General features: G+C 71.8%; 14 protein-coding genes. 4 read left to right on the plus strand and 10 right to left on the minus strand.

Annotated elements, in window-relative coordinates; genetic code table 11:
- Positions 1–56: 56 nt before the first annotated feature.
- From QSK31_RS26570 to QSK31_RS26600, 7 genes are all read right to left on the minus strand, one after another.
- Positions 57–2,522, minus strand: a complete 2,466-nt coding sequence (locus tag QSK31_RS26570; RefSeq protein WP_285687066.1) for an RICIN domain-containing protein — start codon at positions 2,520–2,522, stop codon at positions 57–59.
- Between the two features lie 201 nt (positions 2,523–2,723).
- Positions 2,724–5,105 carry a tetratricopeptide repeat protein gene (locus tag QSK31_RS26575; RefSeq protein ID WP_285687067.1) on the minus strand — a complete coding sequence of 794 codons (2,382 nt, stop codon included), beginning with the start codon at positions 5,103–5,105 and terminating at the stop codon, positions 2,724–2,726.
- 26 nt (positions 5,106–5,131) lie between these two features.
- On the minus strand, positions 5,132–5,599 hold the full coding sequence (locus tag QSK31_RS26580; protein WP_285687068.1) for a response regulator transcription factor: 468 nt from the start codon (positions 5,597–5,599) through the stop codon (positions 5,132–5,134).
- Between the two features lie 5 nt (positions 5,600–5,604).
- A complete protein-coding gene (locus QSK31_RS26585) occupies positions 5,605–6,285 on the minus strand; it encodes a DedA family protein (protein ID WP_285687069.1) in 681 nt (226 codons plus the stop codon).
- Entirely contained in the window at positions 6,285–6,953 is a 669-nt protein-coding gene (locus tag QSK31_RS26590; RefSeq protein WP_285687070.1) for a DUF998 domain-containing protein, read from the minus strand. Before QSK31_RS26590 ends, QSK31_RS26585 begins: the two co-directional genes overlap by 1 nt.
- Positions 6,950–8,137, minus strand: a complete 1,188-nt coding sequence (locus QSK31_RS26595; protein WP_285687071.1) for a glycosyltransferase — start codon at positions 8,135–8,137, stop codon at positions 6,950–6,952. Before QSK31_RS26595 ends, QSK31_RS26590 begins: the two co-directional genes overlap by 4 nt.
- 12 nt (positions 8,138–8,149) lie before the next feature.
- On the minus strand, positions 8,150–8,749 hold the full coding sequence (locus tag QSK31_RS26600) for a DedA family protein (protein ID WP_285687072.1): 600 nt from the start codon (positions 8,747–8,749) through the stop codon (positions 8,150–8,152).
- A 118-nt stretch (positions 8,750–8,867) separates the two neighbouring features.
- Here QSK31_RS26600 and QSK31_RS26605 point away from each other — a divergent pair, with 118 nt between their 5' ends.
- Both QSK31_RS26605 and QSK31_RS26610 read left to right on the plus strand, forming a co-directional pair.
- Positions 8,868–10,040 (plus strand): sensor histidine kinase, encoded by a 1,173-nt coding sequence (locus tag QSK31_RS26605; protein WP_285687074.1) that lies wholly within the window; start codon positions 8,868–8,870, stop codon positions 10,038–10,040.
- On the plus strand, positions 10,037–10,708 hold the full coding sequence (locus tag QSK31_RS26610) for a response regulator (protein WP_285687075.1): 672 nt from the start codon (positions 10,037–10,039) through the stop codon (positions 10,706–10,708). The genes QSK31_RS26605 and QSK31_RS26610 overlap by 4 nt, the downstream gene beginning before the upstream one ends.
- Here QSK31_RS26610 and QSK31_RS26615 read toward each other — a convergent pair.
- The 3 genes from QSK31_RS26615 to QSK31_RS26625 are packed head-to-tail and all read right to left on the minus strand — an operon-like array spanning position 10,672 to position 12,669.
- Complete coding sequence (locus tag QSK31_RS26615; RefSeq protein ID WP_285687076.1) at positions 10,672–10,998, minus strand: MazG nucleotide pyrophosphohydrolase domain-containing protein; 327 nt, start codon at positions 10,996–10,998, stop codon at positions 10,672–10,674. The two genes, QSK31_RS26610 and QSK31_RS26615, sit on opposite strands and share 37 nt — an antisense overlap.
- 10 nt (positions 10,999–11,008) lie before the next feature.
- Entirely contained in the window at positions 11,009–11,593 is a 585-nt protein-coding gene (locus QSK31_RS26620) for a peptide chain release factor-like protein (protein ID WP_285687077.1), read from the minus strand.
- On the minus strand, positions 11,590–12,669 hold the full coding sequence (locus tag QSK31_RS26625; RefSeq protein WP_285687078.1) for an RNA ligase RtcB family protein: 1,080 nt from the start codon (positions 12,667–12,669) through the stop codon (positions 11,590–11,592). The genes QSK31_RS26620 and QSK31_RS26625 overlap by 4 nt, the downstream gene beginning before the upstream one ends.
- Before the next feature lie 139 nt (positions 12,670–12,808).
- Here QSK31_RS26625 and QSK31_RS26630 point away from each other — a divergent pair, with 139 nt between their 5' ends.
- Together QSK31_RS26630 and QSK31_RS26635 are read left to right on the plus strand one after the other, a co-directional pair.
- The gene (locus QSK31_RS26630) at positions 12,809–15,421 is read left to right on the plus strand and encodes a carboxypeptidase regulatory-like domain-containing protein (RefSeq protein WP_285687079.1); all 2,613 of its coding nucleotides are present in this window, start codon (positions 12,809–12,811) and stop codon (positions 15,419–15,421) included.
- 40 nt (positions 15,422–15,461) lie between these two features.
- On the plus strand, positions 15,462–18,137 hold the full coding sequence (locus QSK31_RS26635) for a carboxypeptidase-like regulatory domain-containing protein (protein WP_285687080.1): 2,676 nt from the start codon (positions 15,462–15,464) through the stop codon (positions 18,135–18,137).
- Positions 18,138–18,237: the final 100 nt, after the last annotated feature.

The raw sequence follows: 18,237 nt of genomic DNA on the forward strand, positions 1-18,237 counted from the left end.
TGATCGAGGCGCGCGGTGGCGGGCGGCGCTGTCCGGGCCGCCCGCCACCGGTGCGGTCAGAAGTTTTGGCTGCTCAGCTCGGCGGCACCCGTGGGGGTGTCGGCCATGAACCGGACCGCCTTGGCGTTCGTGCCCGTCGCGGTCGTGTCGATCACCGCGTACTTCCTTGTCGCCTGGGACTGAAGCACCTGGATCCTGGTGCTGCCGGACACCTGCGCCTTGCGCTGTTGCAGGATCAATCGTTGCGCGTTCGCCGCCGACGTCTGATCGGCGATCAGCAGGCCGGAGGGGCTGACATTGGTGGCCTCCCGGACGTACGCGTTCAACGCGGTGTTTCTCAGCGTCACTTCCATCTTGGTGCTCGTGGGCGCCCCGACGACGCAGTACTGGAAGTGCGCATCGGTGGTGGAGGTCGAGTGGTCTCGATCCGCACGGACCAGACCCCTCTTGGCGTTCGCCGCGTCGGCCCGCCAGAAGGGAGACGGTGAGTAGGCGGAGAAGTACAGCCCCCAGTTGGTGGGGGTGCAGTCCGGCTGGTAGCCGACCGGCGTACCGGAGAAGCTGGTGAGCGGCCTGCCGGACGTCGTCCAGACCTGAACCGGCTGGGTCGCCCCCTCGGACACCGGCTCGAAGAGCCACTGCTGGTCGGTGGTGGCCACATAGTCCTCCGAGGTCACCATGGTGCCGTTGGCCGTGCCGCCGTTCATCGCGGTCAGATACGCGCCACTGGAGGCATGCCGGATCCATCCCCCGCCGGCCTTGGTGAACATGACGGAATAGGCGGTGCTGTGCCGGGTGCCGCACTGGGAGAACTCGGCGGGCGCCCCGTTGGCCACGCCAACCCACCGCATGCTGGTGTAGAGGCAGTACTGGGCCGCCCGGTTACGCAGCTCGAACCTGTTGTCGGACAGCGTCGTCAGGTCCCAGATCTGTTCGGTGCCACTGCCGCAGTCACGCAGTTCCATGTCATCCCCATGCGCGGGCACATATCCATACCCGATGCAGCGACCGGACTGCACGCCCTTGATCCGGAAGGATCCGGTCGGCGGCTTGCTGACCGCACCCTGGTGCGTGGCATCGATCAGCCGCCACTGCTGCGCGGCGAGGTGCCCATTGGGGTTCTGCACGACGGCCAGCGAACCGGCCGAGCTGCCCGCGACCGCGGTGATCACCTTGTTGTTGGTGACGTTGCGGATCTCCACCTGGCCCTGGCCGTTGTCGAGCAGCTCCCAGACCATGGCGGCACCGGTCGCCTGAAAGCACGGGCGGGCGGAGATCGGTGCGCCGTCCTGCGAGATCTGCGACGGCTTCGGGAAGAGGCACACCCCCTCGTCCTCGGCGACGAGCGTGTACCGCCCGGTGCTGGCGTCCGGGGTCAACGTCCACCGCTGCGCCACGCTGTTCTCGTTGCACGGCTCCACGCGGGCGTTGACCTCGCCGTCCCCGTAGTCGTTGACCCACGGGATTGGTTCGGCGAGACAGCCGTTGTAGCCGTTGGCCTGGATCATCACGACGCGGTTGGCCGACGGCCGGACGAAGTCGGCCTGGCGCGCGGTCTCGTGGCCGCTGAGCAGGAACAGGCTGCGATCCAGGGCCGGGCCCTCGAGCGCCTTCTTGGCCGCCGTCTGCACCACCGGCTTGTATCCGTCGGCCTCGGCGGCGTACATGATGTCGCGCACCTTGACCTCGTTGGCCCGTGCGTCGGCCAGGTCACGCTCGTCGAGGTCGACCTTGTTGGCGAGGTGGACGCCCGCGAAGACGTACGCGCGCCACACCGTCTCGTCGGGGTTGGCGTAGGCGACGGTCGCCTCCGCCTTGACCTTGCGGCCGGTGCTCTCCGACGCGAGCAGGTAGATGAGTTCGCGCAGCTCGAGGTCGTCGAGCTCGTACCCGGTGGCCGACCGCTTGAGCGCGGTGGCGATCGCCTTCTCCTTCGCCGAGCGCAGCGCCGCGGCCTCCCTGGCGGCCACCTCCTCGGCGTTGCCTGCGGCGATCTCGTTCTGCCGGTCGGTCTCGGCCTTCTCGAACAGGCCGTTCTGGAGGAAGTCGAGGCGCTGGGCGTCGGTGGCGGCGGCCACGGTCAGCGGCTCGGCCGCAGCCTTGACCTCCGGCCAGGTCGCGGCCTTGCGCCAGAGCGCCAGCAGGTAGTTCTGGAGCGTCTGATCCAGCATGGTGGTGCGCTCGGTGTTGTTGGCCGGCACCCAGTTGATCTCCTGGCCTGCCCGCATCCGGATCGTGTCGAGCTCGGCCTTGCGGGCCTTCCGGGTCGCGTCCCGGTCGTTCGCGGCGAAGATGCCGGTCCGGATGAACGCGGCCGAGGCGGCCGCGGCGTCGGACGGATCGTTGAAGGCGGCCAGCGCGGCGGCCTTCACCTCGACGTTGTGCTTCTCCGAGGCCTTCTCCCAGAGGACCGTGACGAAGTCGCGGTCGGCCAGCGTGACCTCTTCGCGGGGCACCCAGCCCAGAACGGCGGAAGCCGCGTACTTCTCGTCGATCGTGGTGTCAGGCGCTTGCGCGAGCACCGATGGATTCGCCGAGGCGCCGGTCGGAGCAACGGCTCCACTCAGGACTGTCGCCAGTGAACAGGCGGCCATCAGCACCCACAGACGCGAACGCCCGTGTCTTCTTCTCGACATTGCTTCCCCCGTGGTCGAAATTGACGGGGTTCACTGTGTCGTCGGTGTACGGGTGGCGGTGGAATCCCGGACGATCCCGGACGCCGGTCAGCTGGAGCCGAGAGCCGAGTGGGCACGCTCCAGCCCGGCGCCCGCCCGCGCCTGCTCGATGCTGTCGCCGGCCGCGACCGCCATCGCGTGCGCCGTCTCGAAGTGCTCGGCCGCCCGGTCGAACCGGCCGGCCGCCTCGGCCACCTCGCCGAGCCCGTTGTGCGCCCATAACCGCCCGACTCCCAGCCCGATCTCCGCCACGATGCTCAGCAGCTCCTCGAAGTGCGCGGCCGCCGAGTCGTACCGTTCCAGACGCAGGTCGAGCTGGCCGAGCCCGTTCATGGCGCGGGCCTCGTTGGTCCGGTCGCCGGTCCGGCGGTAGATCTCCAGCGCCTGCGCGTAGTGCACAGCCGCCGGTTCGTAGTCACCGGCCAGGATTTGGACGTGGGCGTAGCTGCCCAGCACCGCGCCCTCAGTGATCGGGTCGTTGTTGCGGCGGCAGACCGACAGGGCCTCGATGTAGTACTCGATGGCCGGGGCGAAGTCGCCTTGCCTGCCGTGGTTGTCGCCGAGCGCGTTCAGCGCTCGGCCCATCCCGCTGAGGTCGTCCAGTTCCCGGTAGATGCCCAGCGCCTCCCCGAAGCAGGCCGCGCCCCGGTCGTAGTCGCCGGCCCAGTCGGCGAGCGAACCCAGATTGACCAGCACCCGGCCCTGGCCGGAGGCGTCACCGGACTCGCGGAACAGCGCCAAGGCCTGCTTGCACAGGACGGTGGCCTCGTCAGCGCGGCCCTGCAGCATGCGGGAGACGCCGAGGGCGGTCAGGGCGTGTCCCCTGCCGGTCAGGTCGCCGAGCTCGGCGGCGGCCTGCTGGGCCCGGTCGTGCAGGATCACCGCCTCGGTGAGGTGCCCGCGGTTGAGGTGGCGGAAGAGCGTGGCGGACAGCAGCACGGCGTGCTGCGGCGATCCGTGCAGGGCCACCGACATCAAGGAGGGCAGCTCGGTGTCCAGCCAGTGCTGGGCCTCCGTGATGTCGAAGGTGCGGCCGGAGGGAACCCGGGGCCGCTGGTGTTTCTCGGCGGGGACGAGCGCGTCCATGGCCGCGGCGCTGGTCGCGACGTAGTGGTCGAAGAGCCGGGTGAGCGCGGCGCGGCGGTCGGCGGGCCGGTCCTCGTCGTGAGCCTTGCTGATCGCGTACGCCCGGACCAGGTCGTGAAAGACGTAGCGGCCGGGAGCAGCTTCCCCGAGGAGGTGCTCGTCCCGCAGCGTGGCCAGCAGGTCGTGAGCGTCCGTCGCGGGAACCTCGAGGAGCGCCGCCGCGCCGGAACCGTCGATGTCGTGGCCGGGGTGCAGAGCGGCGAGTCGCAGCAACCGGCGTTGCGTGGCCGGCAGGCGTTGGTAGGACAGGTCGAACGCCAGCTCGACACCCGAGTCGAGCCGGCGCTCCCGGTGACGTTCGTCGAGCCGGTCGGCGTGGTCGGCGAGGGTCCAGCCGGGCGTGTTCCGGATGTGCGCGGCGATCAGGCCCAGGGCCAGCGGCAGGTGACCGCAGCGAGCCGCGATCCGGGCCGCCGACGCGGCGTCGGTCAGCTTCCGGTCCAGATAGGACACCGACTCGTCGGGGGTGAGCGCGCCGAGGTCGATGTGCGCGGGCAACGGGAGCTCGGTGAGGCTGCGCCGGCTGGTGACCAGCGCGACGCACCCGGGTGCCGCGGGCAGCAGGGGGCGCACCTGAGCGGCGCCGGCGGCGTTGTCCAGCAGGACCACGGCCCGCTGCCCGGCCAGGCGTTCCTGGTAGAGGGCGGCGCGGGCGTCGAGGCCGTGCGGTACCGCCTGACCGGGCACCCCGAGCAGGCGCAGGAAGCCGTCCAGGACCGCGGCGGGGTCGGCCGGTGGCTGCGCCGGATCGGGATGGAATCCGCGCAGGTCGACGAAGAGCACGCGGTGACCCTCGAGCAGCTGCGCCACCTGGATGGCGAGCTGGGTCTTGCCCACGCCGGCCATCCCGCGGATCGTGGCGCCGCCGCGGGCAGCGTCCAACTCGGCGACGCGGCCGACGAAGGTCTCCTGGGGCGAGAGGGGCGGAAGCGTGTCCTGCACGCGTACCTGGGACACCGCCTCGAGCTCGCCGCCGATCGCGCGCAGTGCCTGCCGCCAGCGTTCGGCGTACCCGTCGTCGGGGTGCAGCGCCCGGACGATCTCGACGATCAGGTCGGCGTTCACGCGGCGACGGCCGAGCCGGAAGCAGTCCGCGACGGTGGATCGGCGGGCCAGTTCGGCGGCGGGTCGCCCGGCCGCGGTCCAGGCCGCGTTCACCCGGTCCTTGATGATCTCGTACGACGGACCGCCCGCCCATGCCTTCAGCAGGCGTAACCGCTCGGCCGAACCGTCGAGGTCGGATGCCTGGTCAGGGTCCGGCAGGTCGACGAGCGAAGACGCCATCGACAAAGATTATCGAGGGCTGCCCATCAGGCGATCCGGAGGTCGGAACGGGCTGCCGGCGCGGGCCGGTGGACGGCGTGGCGCGCCGCCAGCATCGCCGCCGTGGCGGGCGCCGACGAGCGACCCGAGCGACGCAGCAGCAGGTTCTCCAGGCGGGTGGCCAACTCGGAGCGGTGGAACGGCTTGGTCAGGTAGTCGTCGGCGCCGGCCTCCACGGCGGCCCGGATGCGGTGGTCGTTGACGTCGGCCGTGACGAACATGATCGGCAGGGACGCGGTCTCCGGCGCCGACCGGAGGCGGGCGCAGAGGTCGATGCCGGACTCGCCGGGCATCCGGACGTCCAGCAGCAGCGCGTCGATGCCACCGGCCGCGAGCAGGTCGCAGGCCGTACGCGTGTCGGCGGCCGCGACCACCTCGTGGCCGATGCGGCGCAGGGAGAGGGACATCAGCTCGCGGTGGTCCGCGTCGTCGTCGGTGACCAGTACAACTGCCACGGTGCCTACCCCCCGGATCCGGCTCCTACCGCAGGACTGTTCGGCACGTCGTCGAAATCCGCTGAGGGCTTGGGATCAATGAGGTCGGCGGGGCGGGTGTGACGACGGGCCACGTGCCGGACGATTTCGACCGTGGCGGTGATGGCCAGGGACAGTCCGATGCCGGCCAGGATGCCGATCAGCGGCTGATGGGCGAACGCCGCGCCGCCCAGGAAGCCGATCGCGCCGCTGTAGATCGCCCACAGCGACCCGCCGAGCATGGTGGCACGGGAGAAGCGGCGCAGCGGATAGCCGGCGATGCCGCAGGCCAGGGTGACCGCGGTGCGCCCGCCGGGGATGAACCGCGACGACACGATCATGGTGCCACCGCGCCGGTCGAGCTGGCGGGAGACGGCCGCCACCGCGGCGCGGAGGCGGCGGGACCGGCGGATCAGGCGCGGTCCGAGGACACTGCGGCCGATCGCGTACGACAGGTGGTCGCCGACGATGGCCCCGATCGCGGCCGCGACGACCACCAGCAGCTGGTTGGGTGTGCCGGCGGTGGCGGCGAAGACGCCCGCCGCGATCACCGCGCCCTCCGCCGGGATGGCCGGGAAGAGCACGTCGCCGGCCGCCATGCCCGCCGTGATCGGGTAGATCAGCGGCGACGTCATCCACGGCTCGATCATCGCGAGCAGATCCACCATCACGCCACCTCGGCGATCGTCGGGGGTGCGTTCGGCACCATCGTGGTCGTGGCCGTCGACAGGACGGTTACCGGCCGATCGCCGCGAGACGAAGCGGAGGCGGCCGGCAACGGTCGAAGTTCGCGGGCGGTCAGCGCGAGCAGCACCAGGATCAGCGCGAACAGGATGCGTTCGGTGAGGCCGGCGTAGGGCACGACGTCCGAGCCGAGCAGCACCGCCGGTCCGTGCAGCAGGCCGAAGAGCGCGGCGGCGCCGGCGGTGGTCCAGGCCGCGACCCGCAGCCGCCGGGTCTGTGCCACGAGCAGACCCACGATCGGGGGTACGACCGCGAGCATCGCCGCCCCGTACCGGTGGATCACGGCGGCCGTGGTCGGCGGCATCCCGGGCGGGTTGGTCGGGAACACCACGATCGCCACCAGCGCCGCCGCCCACACGCCGAGCAGCGCCGGCACGAGCCGCGGCCGGGGACCGTGCCGGGCGGCCGCGACGGCGAGCGCCGCCGCCACCGCGACCAGCCCGGCGCAGGCGGTGCCGAGCAGGATCGCCCCGGGCGCCGACACGACCGCGTCGCTGAGCATCTGGTTCACCGGGTCGATGCCGGCCACCAGGTGCAGGCTCACCCCGGCCACCACCGCCACGGCCAGCCCGACGGCTACCAGCGGGGTCATGCTGCCTCCGACACGGGCACCGGGCGGGTTCGCAGCGCGTAGAGCCGCTCGAACTCCTTCACGGTGGTGGCCACGTCGTGGAGCTCGGCGATCGCTCTGCTGCGTACTCCCATCGCTGTTGCCTTGTGGTGGTCGGACAGCACGGTCACCAGGTGCTCGGCGAGCCGGTCGGCGTCGCCGGGCGGGAACAGGAAGCCGTTGTGGCCGTGGTGCACGAGGTGCGGCAGCGCGGAGGCGTCGGCGCCGAGGACGGGCAGACCGGACGCCATCGCCTCGAGCGTGACGAGACTCTGCAGCTCGGCGGTGCCGGCGTTGACGAAGACGTCCGCGCTCGCGTAGGCGGCGGCCAGGTCGGCGTCGTCCACGAAACCGGTGAAGATCAGCGCGTCGCCGACGCCCAGGCGATGCGCCAGCGCCTCGAGACGGTGCTGCTGGTCGCCGGTGCCGATCAGCACGAGCTGGGCGTCCGCGACCCGGCGGCGGACCGCGGGCAGCGCCCGGACCAGCACGTCCAGGTTCTTCTCCTTGTCCAGGCGCCCGACGTACGCGATGGTCGGCCGCTGCGGCACCCGGTACTTGAGCCGGAACGCGGCCGCCGGGGTGCCGGCATGGAACCGGGACAGGTCCATGCCGCAGGAGATCGGCAGCACCGGCCCGGGCACGCCCTTGCTCTCGGCCAGCGCGGCCGCGTACGGCGTCGGCGCGGTCACCACGTCGGCCTTGGTGAACACCCGGGCGCAGTCCGCCCACGCCCACTTCTGCACCTTGGCCCGCATCGCGGCGCCGATCGGCAGGTAGTGCGTCAGGTTCTCGGGCATGAAGTGGTTGGTGGCGATCACCGGGATGCCGAGCTGGTTGGCCGCCGTGATGACGGCCCGGCTGAGCATGAAGTGGCTCTGCACGTGCACCACGTCGGGCCGGACGAACTCCAGGATCCGGCGTGCGGCGGCGATCAGCCCGACCGGCGCGCAGAACCGGAATCCCTTGCGCCGCATCACCGGCAGCGACCGCACCCGGTGCTCGACGACGCCGTCGTTGAACACCGTGCGGCTCTCCGCCGAGGTGGCCGGGCAGACGACGTGCACCTCGTGGGACGGGACGAGCGCCTGGGCGAGGCGTTGGGCGAAGTAGGAGGCGCCGTTGACGTCCGGTGCGTACGTGTCGGCGGCGATGAGAATGCGCATGACGGAAACCCCTCAGAGAGCCGGTGTTACTCGAAATCGCCGTCCGGCCCAGCGCCGGACGACCAGATGGATGGAGGTCACGACGACGGCCAGCCCGACCGTGAGCGCGATCGCCGTGGTGGGTGACTTGAGCAGCTCGGCGGCCTGGCGGCCGAAGATCACGCCGAGGCCGATCAGCACGCCGGCCCGGATCGCGCTGGCGAGGCTCACCCAGCCGACGAACCTGCGGTACGGCACCCGGGCGATCCCGGCGGCCAGGTACGCCGGTATCGCCGCCAGGTCGATCGCCTTGGCGCCGGCGACGACCTTGGGCAGGTTGTCCACGACCGCGGTGGTCAGCCGGAGCCGGCGCTTCTCGGTGAGGCCGAGCCGGCGCAGCAGCCGGGCGATCCGCGGCCGGTCGCTGAACCGGCCGAGCACGTAGAGCGCGCTGTCCGCGGTCACGTCGGCGACCACGACGATCAGCAGGATCGGCCAGAACGCCGCCAGACCGGCGCCGACCAGCGACCCGGCGAGCACCGTCGCGGCCGGCCCCTCGGCCAGCACGAGGGGGCCCAGCAGGGTGTACGGGTGGTCGACCACCGCGTTCCAGAGCACCTGTGCCACATCCATGGCGGTGACTATGGATACGAGGTCGTACCGGTCGCGTCACTCCGCGGTACATCGGCACCCATACCGCGGAGTGACGTTGGACCTCCGCACCCCTAGGTACGGTCAGGTAGTGGTTGACATGCGGATGCGACGACCGTCGCCCACCCTGCTCTGGTGGTTCGTCACCGGATCGCTGGGCGTGGTGGTGCTGGTCGTCTCGGTCCCGATCCAGGCGTCGGTGTACGACGTGCCGCTGCTCGTCACGTTCGTGGCGGCCACCGCGCAGGGCGTGGCCATCCCGCTGTGCCTGAGCCGGCCGGTCGAGGCCACCGCGCTGCAGTTCGCCGGGGTGGCCGCCACCGGGATCCTGATGCCGTTCGACCCGGAGCTCACCTGGCCGCTGACCATCCCCGGGATGATCACGCTGATCATCTTCGTCGGCCTGATCGGCGCCCGGCACACCTGGCGGGCCGCGCTGATCGTGTGGTGGGCCAGCGCGCTGCTGCTGATCCTGATCGCGATCCTCGACCCGCGCGGACCGGGAGTGGAGAACGCCGACGTGACCCTGATCATCTACACCACCGACTCGGCGCTGCTCCTGATCGCGGCGATGGTGGTGAGGCACTGGTCCGGGATCCGCCGGCAGCTGGCCGAGGCACGCCGGGACGTCGCGGTCGAGCAGAGCCAGCGGGCGGTGGCCGAGGAACGCACCCGGATCGCCCGCGAGCTGCACGACGTGGTCGCGCACAGCATGTCGGTGATCCACATGCAGGCGACGTCGGCGTCGTACCGGTTGAAGAACGCCGACCCGGAGTCGAAGGCCGAGTTCGCGAAGATCGCCGCCGGGGCGCGGTCGGCGATGCGGGAGATGCGCCAGCTGCTGTCGGTGCTACGCGACGAGAGCAGCGACACCACGCTCGCGCCGGTGCCCGGCCTGAACCGGATCGAGGACCTGGCCGCGTCGACCCGGGAGGCCGGCGTACCCGTTGGTCTGATGATGTCTGATATGCCAGAGATTCCAGACACGGTGGGCGCTGCCGCCTACCGGATCGTCCAGGAATCGCTGAGCAACGTGATCAGGCATGCGCCCGGCGCGGCGGCCGACGTGTCGGTGATCTTCGACGACGACGCACTGTCGATCCTGGTCCTCAACGACGCGACCGAGAAGAAGGCCGACCCCTCGCCGGGCGGGCACGGCATCCACGGCATGCGGGAGCGGGTTCGCATGCTGGGTGGATCATTGGAGACCGGCCCGCTGCCCGAGGGCGGTTACCGAGTGGCGGCGAGACTGCCGGTGGGGGGCGAGGCGTGATCCGGATCCTGATCGTGGACGACCAGTCGATGATCCGCGTCGGCATCCGGGCGATCCTCGAGTCGCAGGACGACATGACCGTGGTCGGCGAGGCGGAGAACGGGCGGGCCGGCGTCGACAAGACGCGCGGCCTGCGCCCCGACGTCGTGCTGATGGACGTACGCATGCCGGTCCTGGACGGGCTCGCCGCGACGAGCGCGCTGCTCGGCCCGGAACGCGTCGAGGGCCACCTGCCGCGGGTGCTGATGCTGACCACGTTCGACCTGGACGACTACATCTACGAGGCGTTGCGGGTCGGTGCGTCCGGCTTCCTGCTCAAGGACAGCGAGCCGGACGAGCTGCTCCAGGCCGTCCGCGTGGTGGCCGGCGGCGAGGCCCTGCTCTCGCCGAGCGTGACCCGCCGCCTGATCGAGAACTTCGTCGCCGCCCGGCCGCGGGCTACCACCGGGTCGACCCAGCTCAACGGCCTGACCGACCGCGAGCGCGAGGTGCTCCGGCTGATCGCCCTGGGCCGGTCGAACACCGAGATCGCCGCCGAGCTCTTCATCGCCGAGCAGACCACGAAGACGCACGTCAGCCGCATCCTGGCGAAGCTCGGCCTGCGCGACCGGGTGCAGGCGGTCGTCTTCGGCTACGAGTCCGGGCTGGTGATCCCGGGCAGCCGGTAGAGCCACTTGCGCCGCACCTCGTCCTCGATGTCGACGCCGTGGTGCCGGGCCATGAGCAGCAGCTGGCAGAGCACGTCGGCCAGCTCGGCCCGGAACCCGGCCTCGATCGCCTCGGCGTCCAGCCCTTTGGTGCGCGCCTGCCCGTTGCGCCTCAGGAACGCCTGGGTCAGCTCGCCGACCTCCTCCTGCAGCTTGAGCAGGTACCAGGCGTCGGTGCGGTCGATCGCGTGCACCTCGGCGTACCGGTCGGAGATGATCGCGACGTCCTCGGACAATCGGCGCAATTCCATGGTCGCGATCTTAGGGTCGCTCGGTGCGGACCGGGTCACCTCGGACGAGTGAGTCGTGGACGCGCCAGCGCTCGGTCGTCATCAGGGCGGCCACCCGCTCGTCGCCGCGGGCGAGCCGGTCGCGCAGTTGCCGCATGGCCAGGGCCCGGTTGAGGCTGAACTGCCGCTCGGTGTCCACCACGATCACGGTGCCGGTCGGCCGGTGGGTGGCCCGGACCGCCGTGCTCGCCTTGTTGCGGTGCTGGCCGCCGGGCCCACCGGTGCGCACCGCCACAACATCCACATCGGACTCGGCGAACGACGTCACCGGCGCGCCGACCTCGCAGAGCTGCGCGGTGACGTACCAGTTCTTCCGGCCGTGCTTGCGGAAGGGGCTCGGCGCGTGCCAGCAGAGCGTGCCGGTCCAGCCCGCCGCGAACGCCTCCGCGCCGGCTCCGCCGATCCGGACGATCACCGATCTCGACCCGTTCTCGACCCGCGCGGTGGTCAGGCCGTGTGCGTCGGCGTCGGCCTCCACTCTGGGTACGAGCTGAGCAAGCGCCCACTCACACTCCCGCGGGCCCCGACCGGCCGACATCAGCAGGTGCACGCTCATCGCCGGCGACCTTTGTCCGCGGTCTTGTAGGTGACCAGCGGGACCGTGCTGACGATCGGCGTGGCCAGGCCGAAGTCGACCAGGTCGTCGATCACCCGCTCGATCTTCTTGTACGCGGTCGGCGCCTCCTCGAAGAGCAGCTGCCGGTCGCCGCACACCACCAGCGAGCCGACCGGGGTCCGGCGCAGTTCCTCGACCGTGTGCTTGGCCTTGCCCCGGGCCAGCGCGTCGGCCCGGGACATCTTGCGGCCCGCGCCGTGCGCCACCGACCAGTTCGCCTCCGCCCCGGCGTGCGCCGCGACCAGGAAGGAGTGCGTCCCCCGGGTGCCGGCGATCAGCACGTCCCGGCCGTCGCCCCGGGCGGCGCCCTTACGGTGCAGGTAGGTCTGGTCGTCGAGCACCTCGACCAGGTTGTGGCACTCGTCCACGATCGCCTCGCCGACCTCGGCGCCGATCGCGTCACCGACCCGGGCGGCCATCAGCCGGCGGTTCAGGGAGCCCCAGCGCACCGCGTCGTCGTGCGCGGCCAGGTAGGCGGCGGGATCCGCGGCCGGGCCGGCGCCGTGCTCCGCGGTGTGCGCCCGCAGGATGCCCTCGCCGAACCCGCGCGAGCCACTGTGGACGATCAGCACCAGGTCGCCCTTGGTCAGGCCGGCCCGCTCGGCGTGGACGTGGTCGAGGACCGCGTCGACCCGGGCCAGCTCGACGAAGTGGTTGCCGCGGCCGACCGTGCCCAGGCTCTCGGTGTGTCCGGCCGGAATCTCCTCGTCCACCTCGGCCGGGTCGACGGCCCGATCCAGGTCGGGGAAGCGGGCGGCCAGCCTCTCCGGCACGGCCCGCTTGAGGCGGACCGGGAAGACGGCGATGCCGCAGCCGATGTCGGAGCCGACCAGGAAGGGGTAGAGCACGCGGGAGAGCATCGCGGCGCCGATCGGCGCACCCTTGCCCGGGTGCAGGTCGGGCATCCCGGCGACATGCAGCATGCCGTCGAGCACGGCCACCTGGTGACATTGCCCGACGGCGTCGGACTCGATCCAGCTCGACGAGGACGCGAAAACGGTGACTGACAAGGACATTCTCCCAGGTAGCGTGCCGTCCACGATCCTCTGAGCGATCACTGCCCGCAATCGTTTTTCGTTCATCCACAGGCCTCCCCCGCCGGCTCCCGGTCGGCATAGAGTCAGGTCCTCAATGGACCGCTCACGGGGGTTACGAATGCTCCGAAAAGTCTTATCCGTCCTGGCCGGCGGCGCGCTCGCCGCCGGGCTGGTCGTCGTCGGCCCGGCCGCACCGGCCCTGGCGGCCGACGTCTGGATCATGCCCGTGCCGCAGACCGGCACCGTGCGCGGCGTCTTCACCGACCGGGCGGGTGAGCCGATCGCCGGCGCCACGGTCTATTCGGACAGCCCCGACTACAACCACTGGTCGGAGAACGGCACGACCGACGCGCAGGGCCGCTACCTGCTCGAGGACGTCCCGGCCGGCCGCATCACGATGGCCTTCTCCGATCACGGCCTGACGCAGTACGCGCCGGGCCGGCCCTCCCGCGACGACGCGCAGGTGTTCACCGTCGTGCCCGGCCTGATCACGGTGGTCGACGAGCGCCAGGTGCCGCTCGGGACGATCGAGGGCCGCCTCACCGACGCCGCCGGAAACCCGTCCGCGGACGTCTCCGTCCGGGCCGACCCGGTGGACTACCTGTTCTCCACGGCAAGCTCGCGGACCGACGCCGACGGCCGTTACAGCATCCCGCGCGTGCCGTCCGGGCCGGTCCAGGTGGAGTTTCAGTCCGGGCAGCGCCACCAATGGGCCCGCGACGCGAACAGCAAGGCCTCGGCCCGGGTCTTCACCGTGCGCGGCGGGCAGACGCTGACCGTCGACGAGAGCTGGCGGCCGACCGGCACGCTCAGTGGTCAGATCACCGGCGCCACCGGGCCGGTCTCGGTGACCGTCGCCGAGGTCGACGGCGACGGCTACCACCACACGACCACCACCGCCGACGGCCGGTTCACGCTCGACGTCCCCTCGGGACGCTGGCGCATCCAGCTCGACTTCCACCAGTGGCTGCCCGCGAAGATCAACGAGGCCGACGGCAAGGTCTTCCGGGTCGCGGCCGGGGAGACCACCGAGGTGACCGAGTCGCTCCGGCCGACCGGATCGCTTCGCGTGTCCCTCCGCACCAGCTCCGGCGGGGTCTCACAGTGGTCGTTCGGCCTGTGGCACAACGGCGAGAAGGTCGAGTCCCTGTCCGGCACCAACACCGGCTCCCGCACCTTCGACGACCTGCTGCCCGGCGACTACCTGGTCAGCTACGACAACTACTTCGCGCCCGGCACCCTGCGGATCGAGGACGCCACCCCGGTCAAGGTCCGGGCCGGCCGGGAGAAACGGCTGACCATCACGCACCCGAAGAACGGTGCCCTCTCCGGGCGGGTGACCCTGCCCAGCGGCGAGCCGGCGCCCGGTATCGAGGTCCAGGCCGCCGTCGAGGGCGAGCCCTTTCCCCGGACCGCCGAGACCGGCACGGACGGCGAGTGGACCATGAACCTGTTCCCGGCGACCTACGACATCTCGCTCAACAACCAGTCCGACGAGTTCACCCAGCAGGTCGGGTCGGCCACCGTGACCTCCGGCGGCTCGACGACCCTGGACGCGACGTGGCAGCAGGGCGGCTCCCTCACCGTCAACGCCGTCGATGCCACCACGGGTGACCCGGTCACCGGCTTCTGCGTGGCGGTGATCGCGAAGTTCGGCGACTACTGCACCGAGGGCTCCACGGTGGCCGTGGCCGGGCTTCAGGCGGGGCCGACGCTGGTCACCCTGCGGGCGCTGGGCGGCAGTGACTACCTCGAGAAGCCCGACGTTCCGGTGACCATCCCCGAGGGCGGGCACGCCACGCTGACCGTCCCGCTGACGCTCGGCGGCCGGATCAACGCGGAGGTCGTCGACCGGGCGACCGGCTCGCCGGTCGGCTCCGCGTGCATCATCCCGGTCGAGCCGGAGACCGGCGGTGACGAGGTGGCTCGAGCCTGCACCAACAACCAGGGCAAGACCACCACCGCGGCGCTGGCGCCCGGCGTCTACCAGCTGTTCGCCGAGTCCGGGAACAGCAAGAACGGCGCGCAGTGGTTCACGCCCGAGGGCGGCACCGGTGACCAGCGCGAGGCCACCAAGTTCCGGGTCAAGGCCGGCAAGACCACCAAGGCCGGGACCGTGCTGCTGGACCAGGCGGGCAAGATCAGCGGTGTCGTGCGCGACCCGGCCGGGCAGCCGGCGGCGGGGGTGAACGTCGGACTCCGGGCGTTCGAGATCCCCGGGTCCGCGGACTACCCGCCGGACGACACCGACGCCCAGGGGCGTTACACGGTCGACGGCCTCGGCCCGTACTCGTGGCCGTTGCTCTTCACCCCGGACTGGGACGTGCCGCGGCAGTGGTCGGGCGCGACCGGCAACCGCTACCAGGCCGAAACCGTGCCCGTGACCAGCGGCGCGACCAGCACGTACGACGTGACGCTGGCGGCCGGCACCAAGGTCACCGGCACCGCCACGGTGACGCCGGGCGGCACGGCCTCGTCCGGCGGGGTCCTCAAGGCGCGCAACGCCGCCACCGGCGACCTGCTCGCCGTCGGTGAGGTGCCCGGCCCGGGCGGCCGGTACTCGTTCACCGTGATCGGCGGGTCCCCGGTGGTCGTCGAGTGGTACCTGGCCGACCCGGTGACCAAGTCGACCGGCTGGTACGACGGCGCCGCCGACTTCGCGTCGGCGACGAAGGTCCCGGTGCCCGCTTCCGGCACCAAGCGGCTCGACCTGACCATCGGGTCGGCCTAGGCTCAGGTCCTCATTGGACTTTTGCCACGGGGGTCACGACATGCTCCGACTGTCCTTAGCCGCCCTGACCGCCGGCGCGATCATCCTGATCGCGCCGGCGGCGCCCGTTTCGGCGGCGCCCGGCTCGGCCGCACCCGGCTCGGCCGCACCCGGCTCCGCCGAGGCCGCCGCCGTCTCCCTGACCCCGCCGGACCGGCCGCAGACCGGCCTGGTGACGGGCACCTTCACCGATCAGACGGGCGCGCCGATCGCCGGCGCGTCCGTCCGGTCGACCAGTCCCGACTACAACGACCGGACCACCAGCACGACCACCGACGCGCGCGGCCGCTACCTGCTCGAGTACGTCCCGGCCGGGCCGGTGCGGCTGACCTTCCGGTACAACGGCTTGACCCAGTACGCCCCCGGCAGGCCGCGGCCGGCCGAGGCGCAGCTCTACACCGTGGTGCCCGGCCTGACGACGGTCGTCGACGAGCGCAAGGTCGCGACCGGCACCGTCCAGGGCACGCTGACCGATGCCGCGGGCGCCCCGATCAAGGGTGGCTCGGCCTCGGTGATCTCGGAGTTCGGCGGCGCGCTGTTCCACTCGCCGGCGACCGACGCCGACGGGCGGTACTCGATCCCCGGCGTCCCGGCGGGCACGTTCACGATGGTCTTCCGGGCCGGCTCCTTCTCGCAGTGGGCCCACGACGCCGCCACCCAGGCCACGGCGACCACCTTCACCGTCGGTGGCGACCAGACGGTGACGGTCGACGAGAGCATGCGGGCGATCGGTTCGCTGGGCGGCCGGATCAACCGCACCACCCGGAGCATCCAGGTCTTCGCCTTCGAGGTGGGCAGCGACAACTTCCTGGCCGCGGACACCGACGCGGAGGGGCGCTACACCCTCCCGGTGCCGGTCGGGCGCTGGCAGGTGAAGGCCGCCGGCCGGCAGTGGGTGCCGCGCGAGATCGACCGCGCCGACGCCCAGATCTTCGAGGTCAAGGCCGGAAAACGCACCCTGGTCAACGATCGGCTGCTGCCGACCGGCCAGGTCCAGGCCTCGCTGCGGGTGGGTGACCCGGGCCGGCTCAGCCGCTGGACCTTCGGCCTCTGGCACGACGGCGTGCTGGTCGCCACCGCCAGCGGCACGTCCCGCGGCCGGACGTACTTCCGCAATGTGCTGCCCGGCGACTACGTGTTCGGCTACTTCCGGAACGGCACCAACTTCTTCGCTCCGGGCACGGTCAAGATCGAGAACGCGACCCACATCAAGATGCGGCCCGGCCGGACCAAGCGGATCGGCACCCTCCACCCCGTCAGCGGCACGCTCACCGGGCGGGTGACGCTGCCGACCGGGGAGCCGCTGCCCGGCATCAAGGCCCGGGCCGACGTCGTCGTCGCCGGCGTGACCCTGTCCTACACCGCGACGACCGGCCCGGACGGTGTCTGGCGGATGGACCGCGTCTTCCCGGAGACCTACCGGATCACGCTCACCAACACGACCGGCCGGCTGTCCCAGGACGCCGGGGTGGTCACCACGACGTCCGGCGCCACGTCGACACTCGACACGGCATGGCAGCAGGGCGGGGCGATCACCGTCAGCGCGGTCGACGCCACCACCGGCGCCCCGGTCACCGGCATCTGCGTCGCGGTGGTCGCGAAATTCGGTGACTACTGCGCCCCCGGCTCGACGGTGACCGCGGCCGGCCTCGAGCCGGACCGGACCCTGGTCACCCTGACGCCCCGCGGCGACAAGGACTACCTGATCGCGAAGGACGTCCCGGCCACCGTGACCGCGGGCGGCAACATGAGGCTCACCGTCCCGTTGACGCTCGGCGGCCGGATCCACCTGGAGGCCCACGACCGGGCCACCGGCGCACCGGTGCGCGACATCTCGCTCCTCCCGGTCAAGGTCGGCGCCGGCACCGAGTCCCTCGCGTACACCTGGACCAACAAGTCCGGCAAGACCACCAGCGAGGCCCTGCCGGAGGGCGTCTACCAGCTGTTCGTGCTGGGCGAGGGCTCATCCGGGTCGCAGTGGTACACGCCCGGGGGCGGCACCGGCGACCAGGGCGCCGCGACGAGGTTCCGGGTCAGGGCCGGACACACGATCAAGGCCGGTACGGCGCTGCTGGACCGGGCGGGCACAGTCAGCGGCGTGGTGCGTGACCCGGCCGGGCAGCCGGTGGCGGGCGTCAACGTCAGCCCGCTCGCGTACCGGATCCCCAGCTCCGCCTCGCCCGGCAGTGACAGCCAGGGCCGGTACACGGTGCGCGGGCTCGGACCGTACGCGTGGCCGCTGCTCTTCACCCCGGTCTTCACCCCGCCCTCGGGCCTGCCCCGGCAGTGGTCCGGTGGCACCGGCAACCGTTTCCAGGCCGAGACGGTGGCGGTGACCAGCGGGGTCACCAGCACCTACGACATGACGATGGCGGCCGGCACCAAGGTCAGCGGCACGGTCACCGTGGCGCCGGGCGGTCCGGCGTGGACGGGCGGGCGGCTGACGGCGCGCAACGCGGCCAGTGGCGACATCCTCGCCGTCGCCGACTTCCCCGGGCCGGGCGGCGCGTACGAGTTCACGGTGATCGGCGGTCGCCCGGTGACCGTCGACTGGTACCTGGCCGACCCGCTGAACAAGGCGGCCGGCTGGTACGACGGGGCCGCCGACCTCCAGTCCGCCACGAAGGTGCCGGTGCCCGTCTCCGGCACCAAACGGCTCGACCTCACTGTCGGCTGAGCCGCGGCGGGCCGGCGATCTCCGTCGCCGGCCCGCTTCCACACCGGAACCCGCAGTCTCCGTCGTCGGCCGCCTCCACACCGGAGCCGGCCGCTCCCTC

The organism is Actinoplanes sp. NBRC 103695, assembly GCF_030269485.1.
Taxonomy (GTDB): domain Bacteria; phylum Actinomycetota; class Actinomycetes; order Mycobacteriales; family Micromonosporaceae; genus Actinoplanes.

Coding starts and splice junctions, on each gene's coding strand:
- QSK31_RS26575 (WP_285687067.1), bottom strand. CDS start 5,105: ATGGCGTCTTCGCTCGTCGACCTGCCGGACCCTGACCAGGCATCCGAC.
- QSK31_RS26585 (WP_285687069.1), bottom strand. CDS start 6,285: ATGGTGGATCTGCTCGCGATGATCGAGCCGTGGATGACGTCGCCGCTG.
- QSK31_RS26590 (WP_285687070.1), bottom strand. CDS start 6,953: ATGACCCCGCTGGTAGCCGTCGGGCTGGCCGTGGCGGTGGTGGCCGGG.
- QSK31_RS26595 (WP_285687071.1), bottom strand. CDS start 8,137: ATGCGCATTCTCATCGCCGCCGACACGTACGCACCGGACGTCAACGGC.
- QSK31_RS26600 (WP_285687072.1), bottom strand. CDS start 8,749: ATGGATGTGGCACAGGTGCTCTGGAACGCGGTGGTCGACCACCCGTAC.
- QSK31_RS26605 (WP_285687074.1), top strand. CDS start 8,868: ATGCGGATGCGACGACCGTCGCCCACCCTGCTCTGGTGGTTCGTCACC.
- QSK31_RS26615 (WP_285687076.1), bottom strand. CDS start 10,998: ATGGAATTGCGCCGATTGTCCGAGGACGTCGCGATCATCTCCGACCGG.
- QSK31_RS26620 (WP_285687077.1), bottom strand. CDS start 11,593: ATGAGCGTGCACCTGCTGATGTCGGCCGGTCGGGGCCCGCGGGAGTGT.
- QSK31_RS26625 (WP_285687078.1), bottom strand. CDS start 12,669: ATGTCCTTGTCAGTCACCGTTTTCGCGTCCTCGTCGAGCTGGATCGAG.
- QSK31_RS26630 (WP_285687079.1), top strand. CDS start 12,809: ATGCTCCGAAAAGTCTTATCCGTCCTGGCCGGCGGCGCGCTCGCCGCC.
- QSK31_RS26635 (WP_285687080.1), top strand. CDS start 15,462: ATGCTCCGACTGTCCTTAGCCGCCCTGACCGCCGGCGCGATCATCCTG.